Raw genomic sequence first — 13,710 nt, 5'->3', positions numbered from 1 at the left:
GAAAAAGCAAAACGATTACCCGCCAGAAAACTTATACAAAAACAAACTACCAAAGCAAACATTATCAACTTTTATTACTCTTCAAAATCTTGTACTTGGGTAGTATTCCCTACTTTTTCATAAAAATCTTTCCAAATCTCCGAAACATTATCCTTCGAATAACGAAGGGCACCTTCAATGGCTTTATTTTGGTAAATTTTCATTTCCCTAGAGCACTTAGTCATGGTGTGAATCTTTTCATCCATCTCTGCAAAATCTTTCGCTTTGATATATAAGTCGTCAAGTATATTTTTATACAAATCCAAATCCCGAAGCATGACTGGCGTTCCACAATTAAAGGCTTCAAGAATACTCATCGGTAAAGCCTTTCCGCTTTTGAATTTGCCCAACGCCCAATACAACAAACCGCTCTGCTGGAATCCCCAAACTTCTTTTATACTGCTCTAAATCCATTTTCTCGTGTATTCGACAAAAATTTTCAGTACCTACAAATTTTGGTATATATTATATTTTTGAACGATCAAATCCCAGTTTTACCAATTCTGAAATAAAGTCTGGGTTGACCACCACTAATAGATCCATCCTTCTATAAAAGCTCAGCACATATTTGCTGAAGACCATAAAGTTTTAGACTGCCCTCTAAAGTTTCTGGTAGAAAATGGACAGAACCGATTTTTACTCCACGCTTTTTCTTTTGAAAAGTAGAGAAATAGAATTGTGGAGTCACAGTATGATAATGGGAAATTGTTGTTGCAGAAAAATCATTTACTACGATCTCAAATTCAGATGGAAATTTGTCTTCTAGCATTCTTACTAATTCGTTGTAGGCACTTCCCACGCCCTGTCCCGGAACTGAATCGGCTTTTGAAAACATACATATTTTTAGTGTCATAAAAATTCCCCTCCCCTTACAAGCTTAAAAATAGATCTGACTTAAATGAAAGAATAAAAAGTTCAGATTTTTCATTCTCTTGAAAAACACCAGAAAAATTCGCTTCCATTTACTTGCTCATCTATATAAACCGACAAGAGGCAGAAATCATTTAAATCCTTTAAAACAAGAACAAAAAAAGCAAAATTCAACATGAACTTTGCTTTTTTAAAACTATTAAGTTGTAACCACCAGATCCGCCGCTTCTTCGACCGGATAGGCTGAAAAATAGCGTTCTTCTAACGGAATCCAGCGTTCTTGAAATTGAGTTAACTTCTGTGGATTTCGCTTTTCTAAACGTGACAACTGCTTTTCAGGTGTTGTCGTTAGAAACAGCTTCAAATCATACGCAGCAATTAATGACGGATGACAGGCGTATGAGCCTTCTATCAAATACAAAGCCGCTTTCTGCACATTAATAGTCGGCAAAAAGCTTTGACTCTGGCAATCATAAGGCTGGTAACTAGCTTCCTGTTTTTCCTGTAAAGGCGTTAGCACTTCTTGTAAAAAGCGCTCATGATCGATATTGCCGCCAGGCTGTGCCAACCGTTCCTTTGTCCGCTGTTGCGGCTGGAGGAAGAAATCATCCATCGCAATCAAAGCACAATGATAGTGTTCCTGCAGCTTTTTAGCCAAGGTGGTTTTCCCCGCTGCACATCGACCATCGATCGCCACAATCAACGGTTGTTTTTGCTTTAATCTTTCATCGATAAGCCTGCAGATTGTTTCAAAACTAGTCATATTAAGCCTTCGATTCAATAAGGTGCGTTCGCTCTAAAGCCAGCATAATCACTGGAATAATGACCAGCTGCAAAATAATTCCTGGAAGTGCGTTGATGAAGGCACCTGCCATGAATAGTTGCCAAGAGAAAACACCGCCGGAAATACCCGTCAATAAGACCATCACTACTCCCCAGACTGCCCGACCGCCAATCATTGCGATGATCAGAGCCATGTACAATCCTTTGACATCCGTTTGTTTCAATTTATGGTACACAAGTCCAACTAATATACCGTAAGCAGCTAATTCAAAAGCCATAGCAATCCCTACTGGAAACAACGGCGGCATACCAAAAAGCACAAAGCGCAACAATGGCGATATAAAGCCGACTAATAACCCATATTGCCAGCCGCAAACGAACCCGCAGAGAATCACAGGGATGTGCATGGGTAAAAGCATACTACCGATTTGCGGTATTTGCCCGGTAATAAATGGCAGTACCATGCCCATAGCTAAAAAAAGGGCCGCTAGCACAAGTTTTTTTGTATTTAACATAACATCCTCCTAGTCGATTGAAACCAATTCATATTCTTGTTGGCCCAATCCCATCTCAACTGCATGGTCTAAGGTATGAATCCCGTTTCTCGTTTCCATCCGTTCGATTAATGAAGCCCCATCTTCTGCAGCATAGATCAAATCAACACAGGCTTTATCCAGTGCCACAGGATCGTGGGAAGCTAATATTCCAATATCATGCATATCTGGTTCAGCCGGATTACCGTCACAATCGCAATCCACCGATAAATGATTCATGACATTAATATAAGTCATTTTTTCTCCCTCATCGAAATAATCAGAAACTGATTTTGCTGCTTCTGCCATCGATTCCAAGAAAGCATCCTGTTCACCTTCCCAGGCTTGCGTTTTACTGGTACCGCCACTATGAATCCAGATTTTCCCATCTCGTGAAGCAATTCCAATCGAGATATTTTTCACCGCACCACCAAATCCGCCCATAGCATGGCCCTTAAAGTGAGACAAGACTAAAACAGAACCATAATTAGCTAAGTTCTTCCCAACTAAATTTTCATCGATTCGTTGACCATTAGGAACCGGCAAAGATAATGATCCTTCAGCATCCATAATATCCACGTCAGCAATCGCAGTGAAACCATGATCTTTGGCTACCTGCAAATGATCTTCTGTACTCACCCGTTTGCCAGCATAGGCAGTATTGCATTCAACAATTGTCCCTTCTACCGACTGAACTAATTCCTTAATTAAATCTGGTGCTAAGTAATGGGTATTTCCCGCTTCGCCCGTACTTAATTTCACGGCGACTTTCCCTGTTGGCTCCCAATTTAATGCGTGATAAACTTTCATCAAACCGTCCGATGATAAGTCCTTCGTCATGTAAACAATTGCTTTTTCTTGATCTTTTTTCATTTTTACACGCTCGCTTTCCTAATTATTCTTGGGACTAGCAACAATAAACTTACAATTTTAGCTTACCACTTCGAGTATGGTTTAAGTCAATAGTTTTCTGTGTTTTTTTTAATAAAAAACTCACAAATTTATTATCAACAAAATGATGCTGTACCAGAAAACGTCACAGCCACTGAAAACCACATAATCGAGATAACTGAAGCAGCTCTTTCGGATTATTTCTCGAAACTGAACAATTCTTATACTTCCTACTTAATTTACAAATAAATACAAATAACCACCTACAAAACGATCGATTGTCGTCTTATAGGCGGTTTTAGTTCTATTTTGTTTCCAAGTCATGCATGAATAATCCGCTTAATAGTTTAGGCTCGAACCAAGTGGACTTTGGCGGCATAATTTTGCCGGCATCAGCGACTGATAATAAATCAGACATCGCTGTTGGGTACATAGAGAAAGCTAGCTGCCAATCGCCAGAGTCCACCAATTTTTCCAATTCATCCGTTCCGCGAATTCCGCCAATAAAATCAATCCGTTTATCGGTCCGCACATCTTTGATATCAAAAATTTGATCAAAGACATAATTTTGCAACAAGGATACATCCAAACTTTCGACTGGATCATTGTTTACTTTTTCTGGTTTCACAGTCAATGTGTACCAGTCTTTGCCAAGATACATTTGTACTTGCCCCACTGCTGCTGGTTTTTTCACGCCACTTTTTTCAACCGTATAGGCTTCAGCTAATTGTTCAAAGAAATCGGCCGGCGGTGCTACTTTCAACACGCGGTTGTATTCCCAAATCGCTAATTCATCATCTGGAAAAATAATCGACAAGAAGTGGCTGCTTTCAGGACTTTCTTCGCCATTTTTACGTTTTTCCAAGCCAACCTTCACCGCAGACTCTGTCCGATGGTGACCATCCGCGATGTACAAGGCATCGACTTGGTTAAAGGCATTTTCCAACTTCTCAATGACTGCTGCTTCATCGATCACCCAAACCTTATGAGTCACCTCATGATAGCTGTCAAAATCGTAAACGGGCGTATGCGCCGCTTTCCATTCCTTCAGCAATCCTTGAACTGTCTCATCGGAACGATAGCTTAAGAAAATTGGACTGGTATTGGCATCACAAGCTTTGATGTGATTAATCCGATCCACTTCTTTTTCTGGACGAGTAAACTCATGTTTTTTGATCTTACCAGACACATAATCATCAATTGAAGTACAGGCAACTAAGCCCGTTTGACTGCGGCCATTCATGATCAGCTCGTACAAGTAATAGTAATTGCTGTCTTCTTTTTTCAGCCAGCCTTCCTTTAGAAAAGCCGCTAAATTGTCCGCCGCTTTTTGGTAGACTTGCGGGTCATAAGGGGACAAATCCGTTGGCAAATCAATTTCCGCTTTATCGATATGAAAAAAGCTGTAAGGATTATCTTGGGCTAAATCTTTGGCTTCCGCTGAATTCACTACATCATAAGGTAATGCAGCTACTTTGTCTGCTAATGCTTCTGCTGGACGAATGGCCTTAAATGGATGAACCTCTACCATTAATAGCTCACCTCCTGATTTTTGATGGTACGTACCCGGACGATGCCGTCGTTTTCCATCAATTTGTCAGCGATTGCTTGAATTTTTTCCGGATCGGTTTCATCCACATCCACCAAGGTATAGGCGTGATCTTCTTGTCCACGGTTTACCATGTTAGAAATGTTAATATCTAATGACGCAATATCAGAGGCAATCTGCCCCAACATGTTCGGTACATTTTTGTTAATGATGGTAATGCGATAAGGTGCTTGAAAAGCCATTTCCACCGTTGGGAAGTTTACTGAACGCTTAATAATACCAGTTTCCAAGAAACGCTTTAAACCACGAGCCGCCATTTTGGCACAGTTGATTTCCGCTTCCTCGGTTGATGCCCCCAAATGCGGCAAAACAGTAATCTTGTCATTGTGCAATAACTTTTCTTCGGCAAAGTCGGTCGTGAAGCCGGCAATTTTCCCTTCGTTAACGGCAGCTAAAACAGCATCGGTATCGACAATTTCTCCACGAGAAAAGTTAAACAATTTTGCAGTATCCTTCATTTGGATCAACTCATCCGCACCGATTAAATGCTTCGTTGTTTCCATCAAAGGGACATGAACCGTAATAAAATCGCAATTGGTGAAAATTTCTTTGATATCATTTGCCCGGCGAACCCGACGAGAAATGCTCCAAGCGGTATCTACAGAAACAAAGGGATCGTAACCCGTTACTTCCATGCCTAAACGGTAAGCATCGTTAGCGATCATGGCACCAATTGCCCCAAGACCGATCACACCAAGCTTTTTGCCTTCTAGTTCCGTACCGGCAAATTGTTTCTTTTGCGCTTCCGCTTGATCTTCTACATCATCACCGCTAAGTGTTTGAACCCATTGAATCCCTTGCACCATCGGACGAACTGATAACAACAAGCTAGCGATCACTAATTCTTTCACTGCATTAGCGTTTGCCCCTGGTGTGTTGAAAACAACGATTCCTTTTTCCGTACATTCTTTAACTGGAATATTGTTAGTTCCTGCTCCCGCTCGCGCAACTGCTAAAACAGATTCAGGAAAGTCATAATCGTGCAATTTTTGACTGCGCAAAATAATGCCGTCTGGTGTGTCACTTTCGTTGATGCGGTAATTTTCTTTATCAAAACGCTCCATACCCTCTGGTGCAATCGCGTTAAATGTCTTAATATGAAACATTTATTTTCCCCCGTTTTCTTGTTCGAATTTTTCCATGAAGTTCACTAAAGCTTCGACGCCTTCTGCTGGGAACGCATTATATAGGCTAGCTCGCATACCACCCACAGAGCGATGACCCTTCAAGTTTTCAAAACCAGCAGCCAGTGCTTCCGCATTGAATTTCTTGTCTAAGTCTGCATCGCCAGTCACAAATGGAATGTTGGTAATTGACCGGGCATCTTTAGCTACCGGACTTTGGAACAAGCTAGAATTGTCGATTGCATCGTAGAGACGACCTGCTTTTTCTTGATCCTTTTGAGTAATTCCAGCCACGCCGCCTTGCTCTTTTACCCATTCAAAGACTAACTTCGCCATGTAAATTGCAAAGGTTGGCGGTGTGTTGTATAGGGAATTATTGTCGGCTTGGATTTTGTAATCCAGCATTGGTGCCGCAATTTTTGCGTCTCCGATTAAATCTTCACGGATAATCACAACCGTCAAACCAGCTGGCCCAATATTTTTTTGCGCCCCAGCATAAATTACACCAAAATCTTCTACTTTATAGTCATTGGCTAAAATATTTGATGACATATCTGCAACAATTGGCACATCCCCATAATCAGGAATCGTTTGGAAGGCTGTTCCTTCAATCGTATTATTCGTAGTAATGTGTACATAAGCCGCTGATGGATCAACTTCTTTTGGCAATTCAGGAATATAGCTAAAGTTATCATTTTCACAAGCAGCAATAACTTCAACTTCGACATTATCTAATGCTTTGGCCGCACTGATCGCTTTTTTCGCCCAAGAGCCGGTGCTTACATACAATGCTTTTTTACCTTGTGCTAGATTTAACGGCACCATGGTAAATTGCAGACTTGCGCCACCTTGTAAGAACAACACTTTGTAGTTGTCCGGGATCGCCATTAATTCTCTTAGTAAACTTTCGGCATCCTTGATTATATCTTCAAACCAGGAGGAACGATGACTCAACTCCATCACCGACATGCCACTGCCTTTATAGTCAAGCAGCTCGGATTGGGCTTTCTCCAACACGGCTTTCGGTAACACGGCTGGTCCAGCAGAAAAATTGTAAATTGTCATTTTTTGTTCTCTCCTTTTTCTTTTTTAAACTTGGTAAACCACATCCATACATTCCGCCATTATTTTCTACATGTGAGAAAAACTGGCATCCACCGTAAGATGTGAAGACAATTATAACAGATGTTTCAAAATGATAAAAGACTAATTTTACTGACATTTTAATATAATTTGCATTTATCCCGAAAATTTTCACTTTTCTTTCAGGCAAAGTCAACGAAACCTGAAATCTACTCTTAATTAAGCAAGACTACGATCATTTCCATAGAAAGATATTCAACAAAATACTGCTGGATCATGGCTCTCTTTCTATAGTAAGATAAAGATAAATTGTACGAAGGAGAAAAAAATGAATTCATTTAACAAAGGTTGGCTTTTTTTGTTCATTGCGATTATCGGCGAACTGGTGGTTCCTTTAATTCTGGCACCTTTTTACTCAGGGTACAATGCTAAAACGATGGTTATCAGCACGTTGGGAAATCCCAACAGTCCTGTTCGACTTCCATTTAATGGATGGATGCTGACTGCGGGCATCTTACTTTTACTTGCAGTTCCTACAATTTACCGTTTCTATAGTCGTGTTTCTAAGCCGTTGAGCTTTGTAACTGTCTTATTAATCAGTATTTTCGCAGTTGGCGCATGTATCTTCACCGGTTTTTTCAGTGTCAATGAGACAAAAGAAGTCGTTACGACTGCTTCATTGGTTCATGGTGTGGGTTCTGTGATTGGCTTTATGGTAATGCTTTTTGTTCCTTTATTTTTAGCGATTCTCTCTTTTAGATCAGCAGATAGAACAACGGGGGTGCTGGCAGCTTTTTCATTTATTTTGTCGGTGAGCTTTTTTGTCTTGTTTGTACTGGCAGACAAACCCCAATTTCAGCAAACACTGATCGGCAACGAAGGGCTCTGGCAACGGCTAAATCTATTATTTATGTATTTTCCACTGGGGGTTATCGCAGTAAAAAACATGATCAGATAATCGTCGTTTGGGAAGTCCGCCAGTTTTCATCCCACGCAAAAAAAGCCCGTCCTCCTGAATCGAGAAACCGGCTGGGACCATAGTCATATATAATATAGAAGAAACCCGCCTAAATCGGTGGTGGCAGCTCCTGAAAGATCGAGTTTAAATAAAGTGAGCATAAAATGAAGACCAATAGGACAGTCAGCAACATAAAAAATAAACCATTTTCTAGATTTTTTTCTTTTACAAATGATTTGATCGATAAGACAAAAAAGACCAGCGTTGCCAGTAGAAATCCAGCCAAAATAATCAGTAAAAGCATGTCGTGGGAGAGAATAAAGCTTTTCATAGAAATCTTTCCTTTATGTTTAGATACTTCTAATACTAGAGTATCTGCCAAAATGGTGCAACCTTTATTTGGCTGAAATGGCAATTAATGCGGTCTATAACAAGCTTGTCCGCTACTCCATCAGATAGCAAAATGATTGAGGAGCTGCCTTAAGACTAAAAACACTTAACTCAAGCGGCTTATCATAGCTGATAAATTCCTTGATCACCAGTGCATAACCGATTTCCCGATCTTGGAAGTAATTGTCAAAGGATTCCTTTATGCTTGGTGAATAATCTTTAGTTTTTGCCCAAATAATGGCAGGTTGATCTTTGATAATTTTTTCGATTGTAAATTCTCCAACGATTTTCCCACAGGGTTTGGTAGCATACACGACAACAGCCGTTATGTCGGTTCGCTGGAAAAGGGTTTTACGGTATTCGACCTTTTTCGTCCCCTTCGCAATTTCTGTTACAAATTCTGGTTTAATCGACATCAAGACCTTCATCGGACTCAGCTCCTCTTACTTGTATTTCTTTGTTTAGTTTAGAGCACAGCATCCATTCAACTTGTCTATTTCTACATTCGAGTCCTTTTCAAACAACGACAACGACTTTGATTATGCGAAAGATTCCCCTTCCAGATTGAAGACAACGCCTAGCTCTAAAAAAGCGGAGTGATTCCCGCAGTCGAGAGACCAATCCACTTTTTTAATTAATTAGCCCTTCAACTGAAATTCTCTAGTCAGACAGACGAATCCTCAATGCCAATCCTTCGTTTCTAAAAAAGCACGGAATTCTTCACCGATGCCCTGCAAGTGTTCAGGTGTAAAAGTCTGCGACAATTTATAGCCCACATAATAAGGTGACGTCACAAAACGTGGCGTGATTTTCGCAATCAACTGTCCTTGCCGCTCATACAAAAATAGATTAAAGCTATCACAACGACCACGATAGTATTCATTCAAAATAAATTGCACCGTATCTTGGATGGCATCAGCCAAATGGTCCAATTCTTCTTCGTTGGCTGCTGGCACTAAAAGATTGATCTCTAAAAAGCCCATTACCGGTTCGGTTGAGAAATTGATAGTCAAATTCTCCCGCTGAAATACTTCAATCCCGGTAAAGTTCTCAGGTACTAAGTTTTCCTCGCCGTCTAGTTCCTCCAAACCAACTACTTGCATATGGGCATGTTTCAAACTGCCCCCTGATAGTGGGCCATGGTTTTTATAAAACAATACCGAACGATATTTCGGATCATTTTTCACCTGTTGCCAACAATCAACGGCAAAACGCATCAAATCACGATTGTACTGGCGACTATAGTTAGTTATATCTGCATCGTGATCCTTTGTTTCGATAATAATGGTCTGTAATGTATTCTCTAACGTAGCATATTTATTAAGTACCCAGGTAAAGTCACCGGCTTCGGTTAATATATTTTCGGTATCGGCGTAATTACAAAATGGACAACCATTTTTCTCCGCCGTCATGTGCTGCGGCTTGCCTTGAGCAGCTACGTGAGAAAAAATCAATGGCTGCTGCTGATTTGGTTTGGTCATTTATCGATGTTCCTTTCTCCCTGTTTTTACCATCATATACTTGATCGAATCGACCATCAAGCGCTTTGTGCTAAATTTGAGCACTTCAATCGTCAAAAGCCATCGTGAGATACACTTTATCTTTCAATTGGATACCTTCTTCAAAAATTGGCTCTTCATAATGTTCAATAAAATAATTTTCCAGTTTATGAGAAAACACAAACCCACAACTTTCATAAAACCCTACTGTCCAAGGTACATCGCCAGTACTGACAGTCATTGTTTTCCCCTTATCCTTATAGTAGTCAACTACATAACACACAATTTTCTTGCCATACCCTTGCCCCTGAAATGCCGGATAAGTCGCCAAGCTTTGCAGCTCGAAAACACCCTCGCCCTCATCCGTTACAACACAGGTGCTTTTCAAATCCTCGTCGTACAAAGCAAACAGATCCCCACGCTCCAAATACTTGTCGATCATCTTTTCTTCTTCATCGGCTAAAAGCAGTAAATCGAGAAACGCCTTTTTATTCGCTTTAATGATTTTTATTTCCATCATTACAACCCTCTTCATTCAACTAATTAAGTAAATTATAGCATAGGAAGACTTAGCAAAAACCGATCAACGATCATATTTAGCAGTTGCGTTGCTGGCAATGTTCCTTTACACTTTTACCTGATAGCGATCATTTAGAAACAAGTGTCGCTGATAAAGAATTCGCCTACTATTATTAGCTAAAGGAGCAAAAAAATGAAACTTGAAACCATTGAATTACCCGATTTTTCAGCCTCATTTGATCTTTACCTGCGAGAAAATGTATCGTCTGATCTAAGTCATTTACCGGTTGTTGTTATCTGTCCAGGCGGCGGCTATCGGATGGTTTCTGGCCGTGAATCCGAGCCCATCGCCCTAGCTTTCTTATCTCAAGGGTACCATGCACTTGTGGTTGATTATCCAGTTTTAGCCGAGACTTCACAAGTAACACCTGACTATTTGGATACGAATACTCGCTTGCTGGCAGAAGTTTTCAAGCAAATAGAACACAATTATGAACAATGGACAATTGATCCAACAGCGATCTTCCTGCTAGGCTGCTCAGCAGGTGGTCACATGGCTGCCTTGTATGCAAATAAATGGCAAGAAACGGTTCAAACAGATGAGCCCCGTTACTCAAAACCCTTAGGATCGATTCTTTGCTACCCAGTCATTGGGTTCAATTACGGCTGGCCGGCAGAAGGTGTCTTGGACCCCAGTGAATTAAAAGACTATGACACTTCAGCACTAATAAATCCAGACACACCCGCTACGTTTATCTGGCATACAGCCGATGACAGCTCGGTTCCCGCACTGAATACCTTGAAATACTGCGAAGGGCTAACCCAAAAAGCGATTCCTTTTGAATGTCATTTATTTGAAAGCGGCAAACACGGTTTGTCTTTAGCGACCCGTGCTTCAGCGGAATCACAAGAAGCTCAACATATTCATCCGCCAGTCGCTAAATGGCTATCCTTGTGTGTGGATTGGATGGAAAGACGGTTATCAAAATAAGAAAGTTCTCTGAATATCGATATCGTTAACTTGAACTACCGGCAACCAGATCCTGGCTATCATAGGCTTGTAGTTTTGAAGAATTAAACTTTCTAGCGGATTAAAATAGACGACTGCCGAAAATGGCCGTCGTCTTCTCAATTACTTATCCCAAAAATTGCCGCATCTCCTGAGCAATTCTTTCCGGTTCTTCCCGGTGAATATAATGTCCACAAGACAAGTCTACAAATTCTGCCTGATGATTGCTGGCAAAATAGTCGCGGTGCATTTTTCCCCACAAAGGAATTCTTTTCAAATTAGCTGGATCATCGGCTAAAAAACACAAAACCGGAAGTTGTGGACATTCACCCTCAGCAACTTTTTTCCCATTATCTTTGACATAATGAATTTCGTCTAGCATATTTTGACTGAGAATCTTTTGGCGAATCACCGCTTTCATCGCCGTCTGTTCCGATTGATCTAGCCCACCATTTTTGACTGCTGGATGATTCTTCACCATCAAAGCTGCCACAGGACGCCTTAGTAAATGTGCGGCTTTGGCAACTAAAGAATAAGATTTAGGAATCTCCAATGTTTCATAAGCTTTAGGAACCGCCATGTCCAAGCCGATAATTGCCGCTACTTCCTCTGGGTATTTCTGTCCCCAGTAAATGGCTTCTAAGCCAGACATGGAATGGGCGGTTGGAATATAAGGACCGGTTATATTCGACTCTCGCAAGGCTTCCCGTGTTTCTTCCACTAATGTGTCCACATCTCTGGGTTCGGCTGTTTGACCACTCCAGCCATAACCCGGTCGATCCATCACGACAATCGGATAGCTTTCTTTCAGTAAACTCCACAATGGTTTAAAGTCATAAAGCGGGCATTCAGTACCCGATCCTGCCAAAAAGACGATCGGAGGTCCCTTCTTAGCAGACGCTTCATAATAAACATGCATAATTGTGTCATTTACTTTGACCATTTGCCCGGGTGTCTTCATTATTTCACCTTTTTCTTTTTTCTCAGTATACTACACTTTTCACCGCATTTTTGTTCATCAGAGTAACTACTTCAAACCCAAAGTTTCTATTTCTTACGTCTTCGCATATTGTTCTAAACGTTGATAAATCCTCTGTACCCGCTCCTGATCCTTAAATACTGGAAAAACAGGGCTTTCCAATACCATCTCAATTAAACTTTCCTTCACCATATTAAAATCTCGCGGCAGTTGATTACCCGTTTCCAGCGTCTCAAACCACAAATCCAATTGATCGAAATAGTCATCGCCATGCAAATCGATGGGAAAAGCATTCGTTTCTAGTGTTGTTACGAATTTCTCTAGTACATCTAGTGCTTCTGCTTCTCGTTGCTGCTGAGCCAAACAAAAAACGGCTGACAATTGGAAGTTCATCAAATTCATCGGATTCAATCGCCCCAAATCAAATAGTTCAGCAAACGCAGTCCCCCGTTTGACGGTTTCATCGAATTTTTCCGGTTGCTTGATTAAATAATGCAAATAATTGGTGAACAAACTCATCACTACTGCCACGTATTGATACAGGGCACTTTGCAAAGTCACCACTGAACGATCATTTTGTCCCTTCATTTGAAAGGCAGCCGCAATCATGCTTTCAATCGGAAAACTGGCTGGAACCTGCTCGCCCAGAATCTCTAATACCCGATCGGCTTCTTGTAATTGCAACAAAACATAGGCTTCAAACCGCCCTGCTTGAAGAATCAACTTCGGTTCTTTCGCATGAGTTCGGACATGCACAAATAATTCTAACGCTTCTTTTAAATACACTCGTTTTTTTTCCTGCAAGTCATTGCCAGGTAAATGATCCAAATGGTTGATAATCAACATGCCCATCTGTAAAACAAAGGGATAACATGAATAATAGCGGCGAACAAAACTGCGAATGGCTACCAGCATTTCCTCTGGCGCTTTTGTCTCAAAAGAATTCTTCAATGAACCATAAATATGTTGAATTTCTTTATTGCTTAACTGTGGTTCATAATTTAACAACTCATCAATACTAATATCGAAATAGGCCGCCAACAATGGCAGCAAAGTAATATCCGGATAAGTCTGCCCCGTCTCCCACTTTGATACGGAAGCCTTCGAAACATTCATAAAATTAGCTAGTTCCTGTTGCGTCATCTTTTTTGCTTTACGTTTTTCACTAATTACTAAACCAAGATTAATCCGCATACGCTCACACCCTTTCCTCTTCATTGTAGAGGTTATCGTTAAGGCAATCAATGGAATACCTGTTAACTTTAAAAGGCCAAAGTAAACTTATACGATACATTTTTAAAATGATTAGGTATATCCGTGTATTGGTTCCAAAATTGTTCTTTAAGGCCATCAAAAAAACCTTAGCAATCTCCCAGCCGAACGCCGAATAATTGCTAAGGTTATTATCTTTATTTTAAAAATGA

At 40.6% G+C, this 13,710-nt stretch carries 14 protein-coding genes and 1 pseudogene; 2 read left to right on the top strand and 13 right to left on the bottom strand.

Annotated elements, in window-relative coordinates; genetic code table 11:
- Positions 1–74: 74 nt before the first annotated feature.
- The 7 genes and pseudogenes from IGI42_RS21730 to serC form a co-directional block, all read right to left on the bottom strand.
- A pseudogene (locus tag IGI42_RS21730) lies at positions 75–892 on the bottom strand (glycosyltransferase).
- A 216-nt stretch (positions 893–1,108) separates the two neighbouring features.
- Entirely contained in the window at positions 1,109–1,672 is a 564-nt protein-coding gene (locus tag IGI42_RS21725; RefSeq protein WP_438718148.1) for a uridine kinase family protein, read from the bottom strand.
- 1 nt (position 1,673) lies between these two features.
- Complete coding sequence (locus tag IGI42_RS21720; RefSeq protein WP_438718146.1) at positions 1,674–2,207, bottom strand: ECF transporter S component; 534 nt, start codon at positions 2,205–2,207, stop codon at positions 1,674–1,676.
- Positions 2,208–2,216: 9 nt separating this feature from the next.
- On the bottom strand, positions 2,217–3,098 hold the full coding sequence (locus IGI42_RS21715; protein ID WP_438718145.1) for a DUF362 domain-containing protein: 882 nt from the start codon (positions 3,096–3,098) through the stop codon (positions 2,217–2,219).
- 322 nt (positions 3,099–3,420) lie between these two features.
- Positions 3,421–4,647 (bottom strand): DUF1015 domain-containing protein, encoded by a 1,227-nt coding sequence (locus IGI42_RS21710; protein WP_438718144.1) that lies wholly within the window; start codon positions 4,645–4,647, stop codon positions 3,421–3,423.
- Complete coding sequence (locus tag IGI42_RS21705; protein ID WP_438718143.1) at positions 4,647–5,831, bottom strand: 3-phosphoglycerate dehydrogenase family protein; 1,185 nt, start codon at positions 5,829–5,831, stop codon at positions 4,647–4,649. Before IGI42_RS21705 ends, IGI42_RS21710 begins: the two co-directional genes overlap by 1 nt.
- On the bottom strand, positions 5,832–6,914 hold the full coding sequence (gene serC, locus IGI42_RS21700; protein WP_438718142.1) for a 3-phosphoserine/phosphohydroxythreonine transaminase: 1,083 nt from the start codon (positions 6,912–6,914) through the stop codon (positions 5,832–5,834).
- Positions 6,915–7,260: 346 nt separating this feature from the next.
- Here serC and IGI42_RS21695 point away from each other — a divergent pair, with 346 nt between their 5' ends.
- Positions 7,261–7,890: a DUF998 domain-containing protein gene (locus tag IGI42_RS21695; RefSeq protein WP_438718141.1), complete on the top strand. Its 630-nt coding sequence runs from the start codon at positions 7,261–7,263 to the stop codon at positions 7,888–7,890.
- 109 nt (positions 7,891–7,999) lie between these two features.
- Here the strand turns inward: IGI42_RS21695 and IGI42_RS21690 are convergent, their stop codons facing one another.
- From IGI42_RS21690 to IGI42_RS21675, 4 genes are all read right to left on the bottom strand, one after another.
- Positions 8,000–8,221, bottom strand: a complete 222-nt coding sequence (locus IGI42_RS21690) for a hypothetical protein (protein WP_438718139.1) — start codon at positions 8,219–8,221, stop codon at positions 8,000–8,002.
- A 112-nt stretch (positions 8,222–8,333) separates the two neighbouring features.
- Positions 8,334–8,708 (bottom strand): ASCH domain-containing protein, encoded by a 375-nt coding sequence (locus IGI42_RS21685; protein WP_438718138.1) that lies wholly within the window; start codon positions 8,706–8,708, stop codon positions 8,334–8,336.
- A 252-nt stretch (positions 8,709–8,960) separates the two neighbouring features.
- Positions 8,961–9,761, bottom strand: coding sequence for a DUF4931 domain-containing protein (locus tag IGI42_RS21680; protein WP_438718137.1), 801 nt, complete (start codon positions 9,759–9,761; stop codon positions 8,961–8,963).
- Positions 9,762–9,846: 85 nt separating this feature from the next.
- On the bottom strand, positions 9,847–10,299 hold the full coding sequence (locus IGI42_RS21675; RefSeq protein WP_438718136.1) for a GNAT family N-acetyltransferase: 453 nt from the start codon (positions 10,297–10,299) through the stop codon (positions 9,847–9,849).
- 192 nt (positions 10,300–10,491) lie between these two features.
- Between IGI42_RS21675 and IGI42_RS21670 the strand changes: the two genes are divergently transcribed.
- Positions 10,492–11,289 carry an alpha/beta hydrolase gene (locus tag IGI42_RS21670; RefSeq protein WP_438718135.1) on the top strand — a complete coding sequence of 266 codons (798 nt, stop codon included), beginning with the start codon at positions 10,492–10,494 and terminating at the stop codon, positions 11,287–11,289.
- A 145-nt stretch (positions 11,290–11,434) separates the two neighbouring features.
- Here the strand turns inward: IGI42_RS21670 and IGI42_RS21665 are convergent, their stop codons facing one another.
- Both IGI42_RS21665 and IGI42_RS21660 read right to left on the bottom strand, forming a co-directional pair.
- Positions 11,435–12,268 (bottom strand): alpha/beta fold hydrolase, encoded by an 834-nt coding sequence (locus IGI42_RS21665; protein ID WP_438718134.1) that lies wholly within the window; start codon positions 12,266–12,268, stop codon positions 11,435–11,437.
- Between the two features lie 93 nt (positions 12,269–12,361).
- The gene (locus IGI42_RS21660; RefSeq protein ID WP_438718133.1) at positions 12,362–13,480 is read right to left on the bottom strand and encodes a helix-turn-helix domain-containing protein; all 1,119 of its coding nucleotides are present in this window, start codon (positions 13,478–13,480) and stop codon (positions 12,362–12,364) included.
- Positions 13,481–13,710: the final 230 nt, after the last annotated feature.

The organism is Enterococcus sp. AZ109 (assembly GCF_051714625.1).
Lineage (GTDB): Bacteria > Bacillota > Bacilli > Lactobacillales > Enterococcaceae > Enterococcus_A.
The sequence above is the reverse complement of the archived record's forward strand: the minus strand, read 5'-3'. Positions and strand labels throughout refer to the sequence as shown.

Coding starts and splice junctions, on each gene's coding strand:
- IGI42_RS21725 (WP_438718148.1), bottom strand. CDS start 1,672: ATGACTAGTTTTGAAACAATCTGCAGGCTTATCGATGAAAGATTAAAG.
- IGI42_RS21720 (WP_438718146.1), bottom strand. CDS start 2,207: ATGTTAAATACAAAAAAACTTGTGCTAGCGGCCCTTTTTTTAGCTATG.
- IGI42_RS21715 (WP_438718145.1), bottom strand. CDS start 3,098: ATGAAAAAAGATCAAGAAAAAGCAATTGTTTACATGACGAAGGACTTA.
- IGI42_RS21710 (WP_438718144.1), bottom strand. CDS start 4,647: ATGGTAGAGGTTCATCCATTTAAGGCCATTCGTCCAGCAGAAGCATTA.
- IGI42_RS21705 (WP_438718143.1), bottom strand. CDS start 5,831: ATGTTTCATATTAAGACATTTAACGCGATTGCACCAGAGGGTATGGAG.
- serC (WP_438718142.1), bottom strand. CDS start 6,914: ATGACAATTTACAATTTTTCTGCTGGACCAGCCGTGTTACCGAAAGCC.
- IGI42_RS21695 (WP_438718141.1), top strand. CDS start 7,261: ATGAATTCATTTAACAAAGGTTGGCTTTTTTTGTTCATTGCGATTATC.
- IGI42_RS21690 (WP_438718139.1), bottom strand. CDS start 8,221: ATGAAAAGCTTTATTCTCTCCCACGACATGCTTTTACTGATTATTTTG.
- IGI42_RS21685 (WP_438718138.1), bottom strand. CDS start 8,708: ATGAAGGTCTTGATGTCGATTAAACCAGAATTTGTAACAGAAATTGCG.
- IGI42_RS21680 (WP_438718137.1), bottom strand. CDS start 9,761: ATGACCAAACCAAATCAGCAGCAGCCATTGATTTTTTCTCACGTAGCT.
- IGI42_RS21675 (WP_438718136.1), bottom strand. CDS start 10,299: ATGATGGAAATAAAAATCATTAAAGCGAATAAAAAGGCGTTTCTCGAT.
- IGI42_RS21670 (WP_438718135.1), top strand. CDS start 10,492: ATGAAACTTGAAACCATTGAATTACCCGATTTTTCAGCCTCATTTGAT.
- IGI42_RS21665 (WP_438718134.1), bottom strand. CDS start 12,268: ATGAAGACACCCGGGCAAATGGTCAAAGTAAATGACACAATTATGCAT.
- IGI42_RS21660 (WP_438718133.1), bottom strand. CDS start 13,480: ATGCGGATTAATCTTGGTTTAGTAATTAGTGAAAAACGTAAAGCAAAA.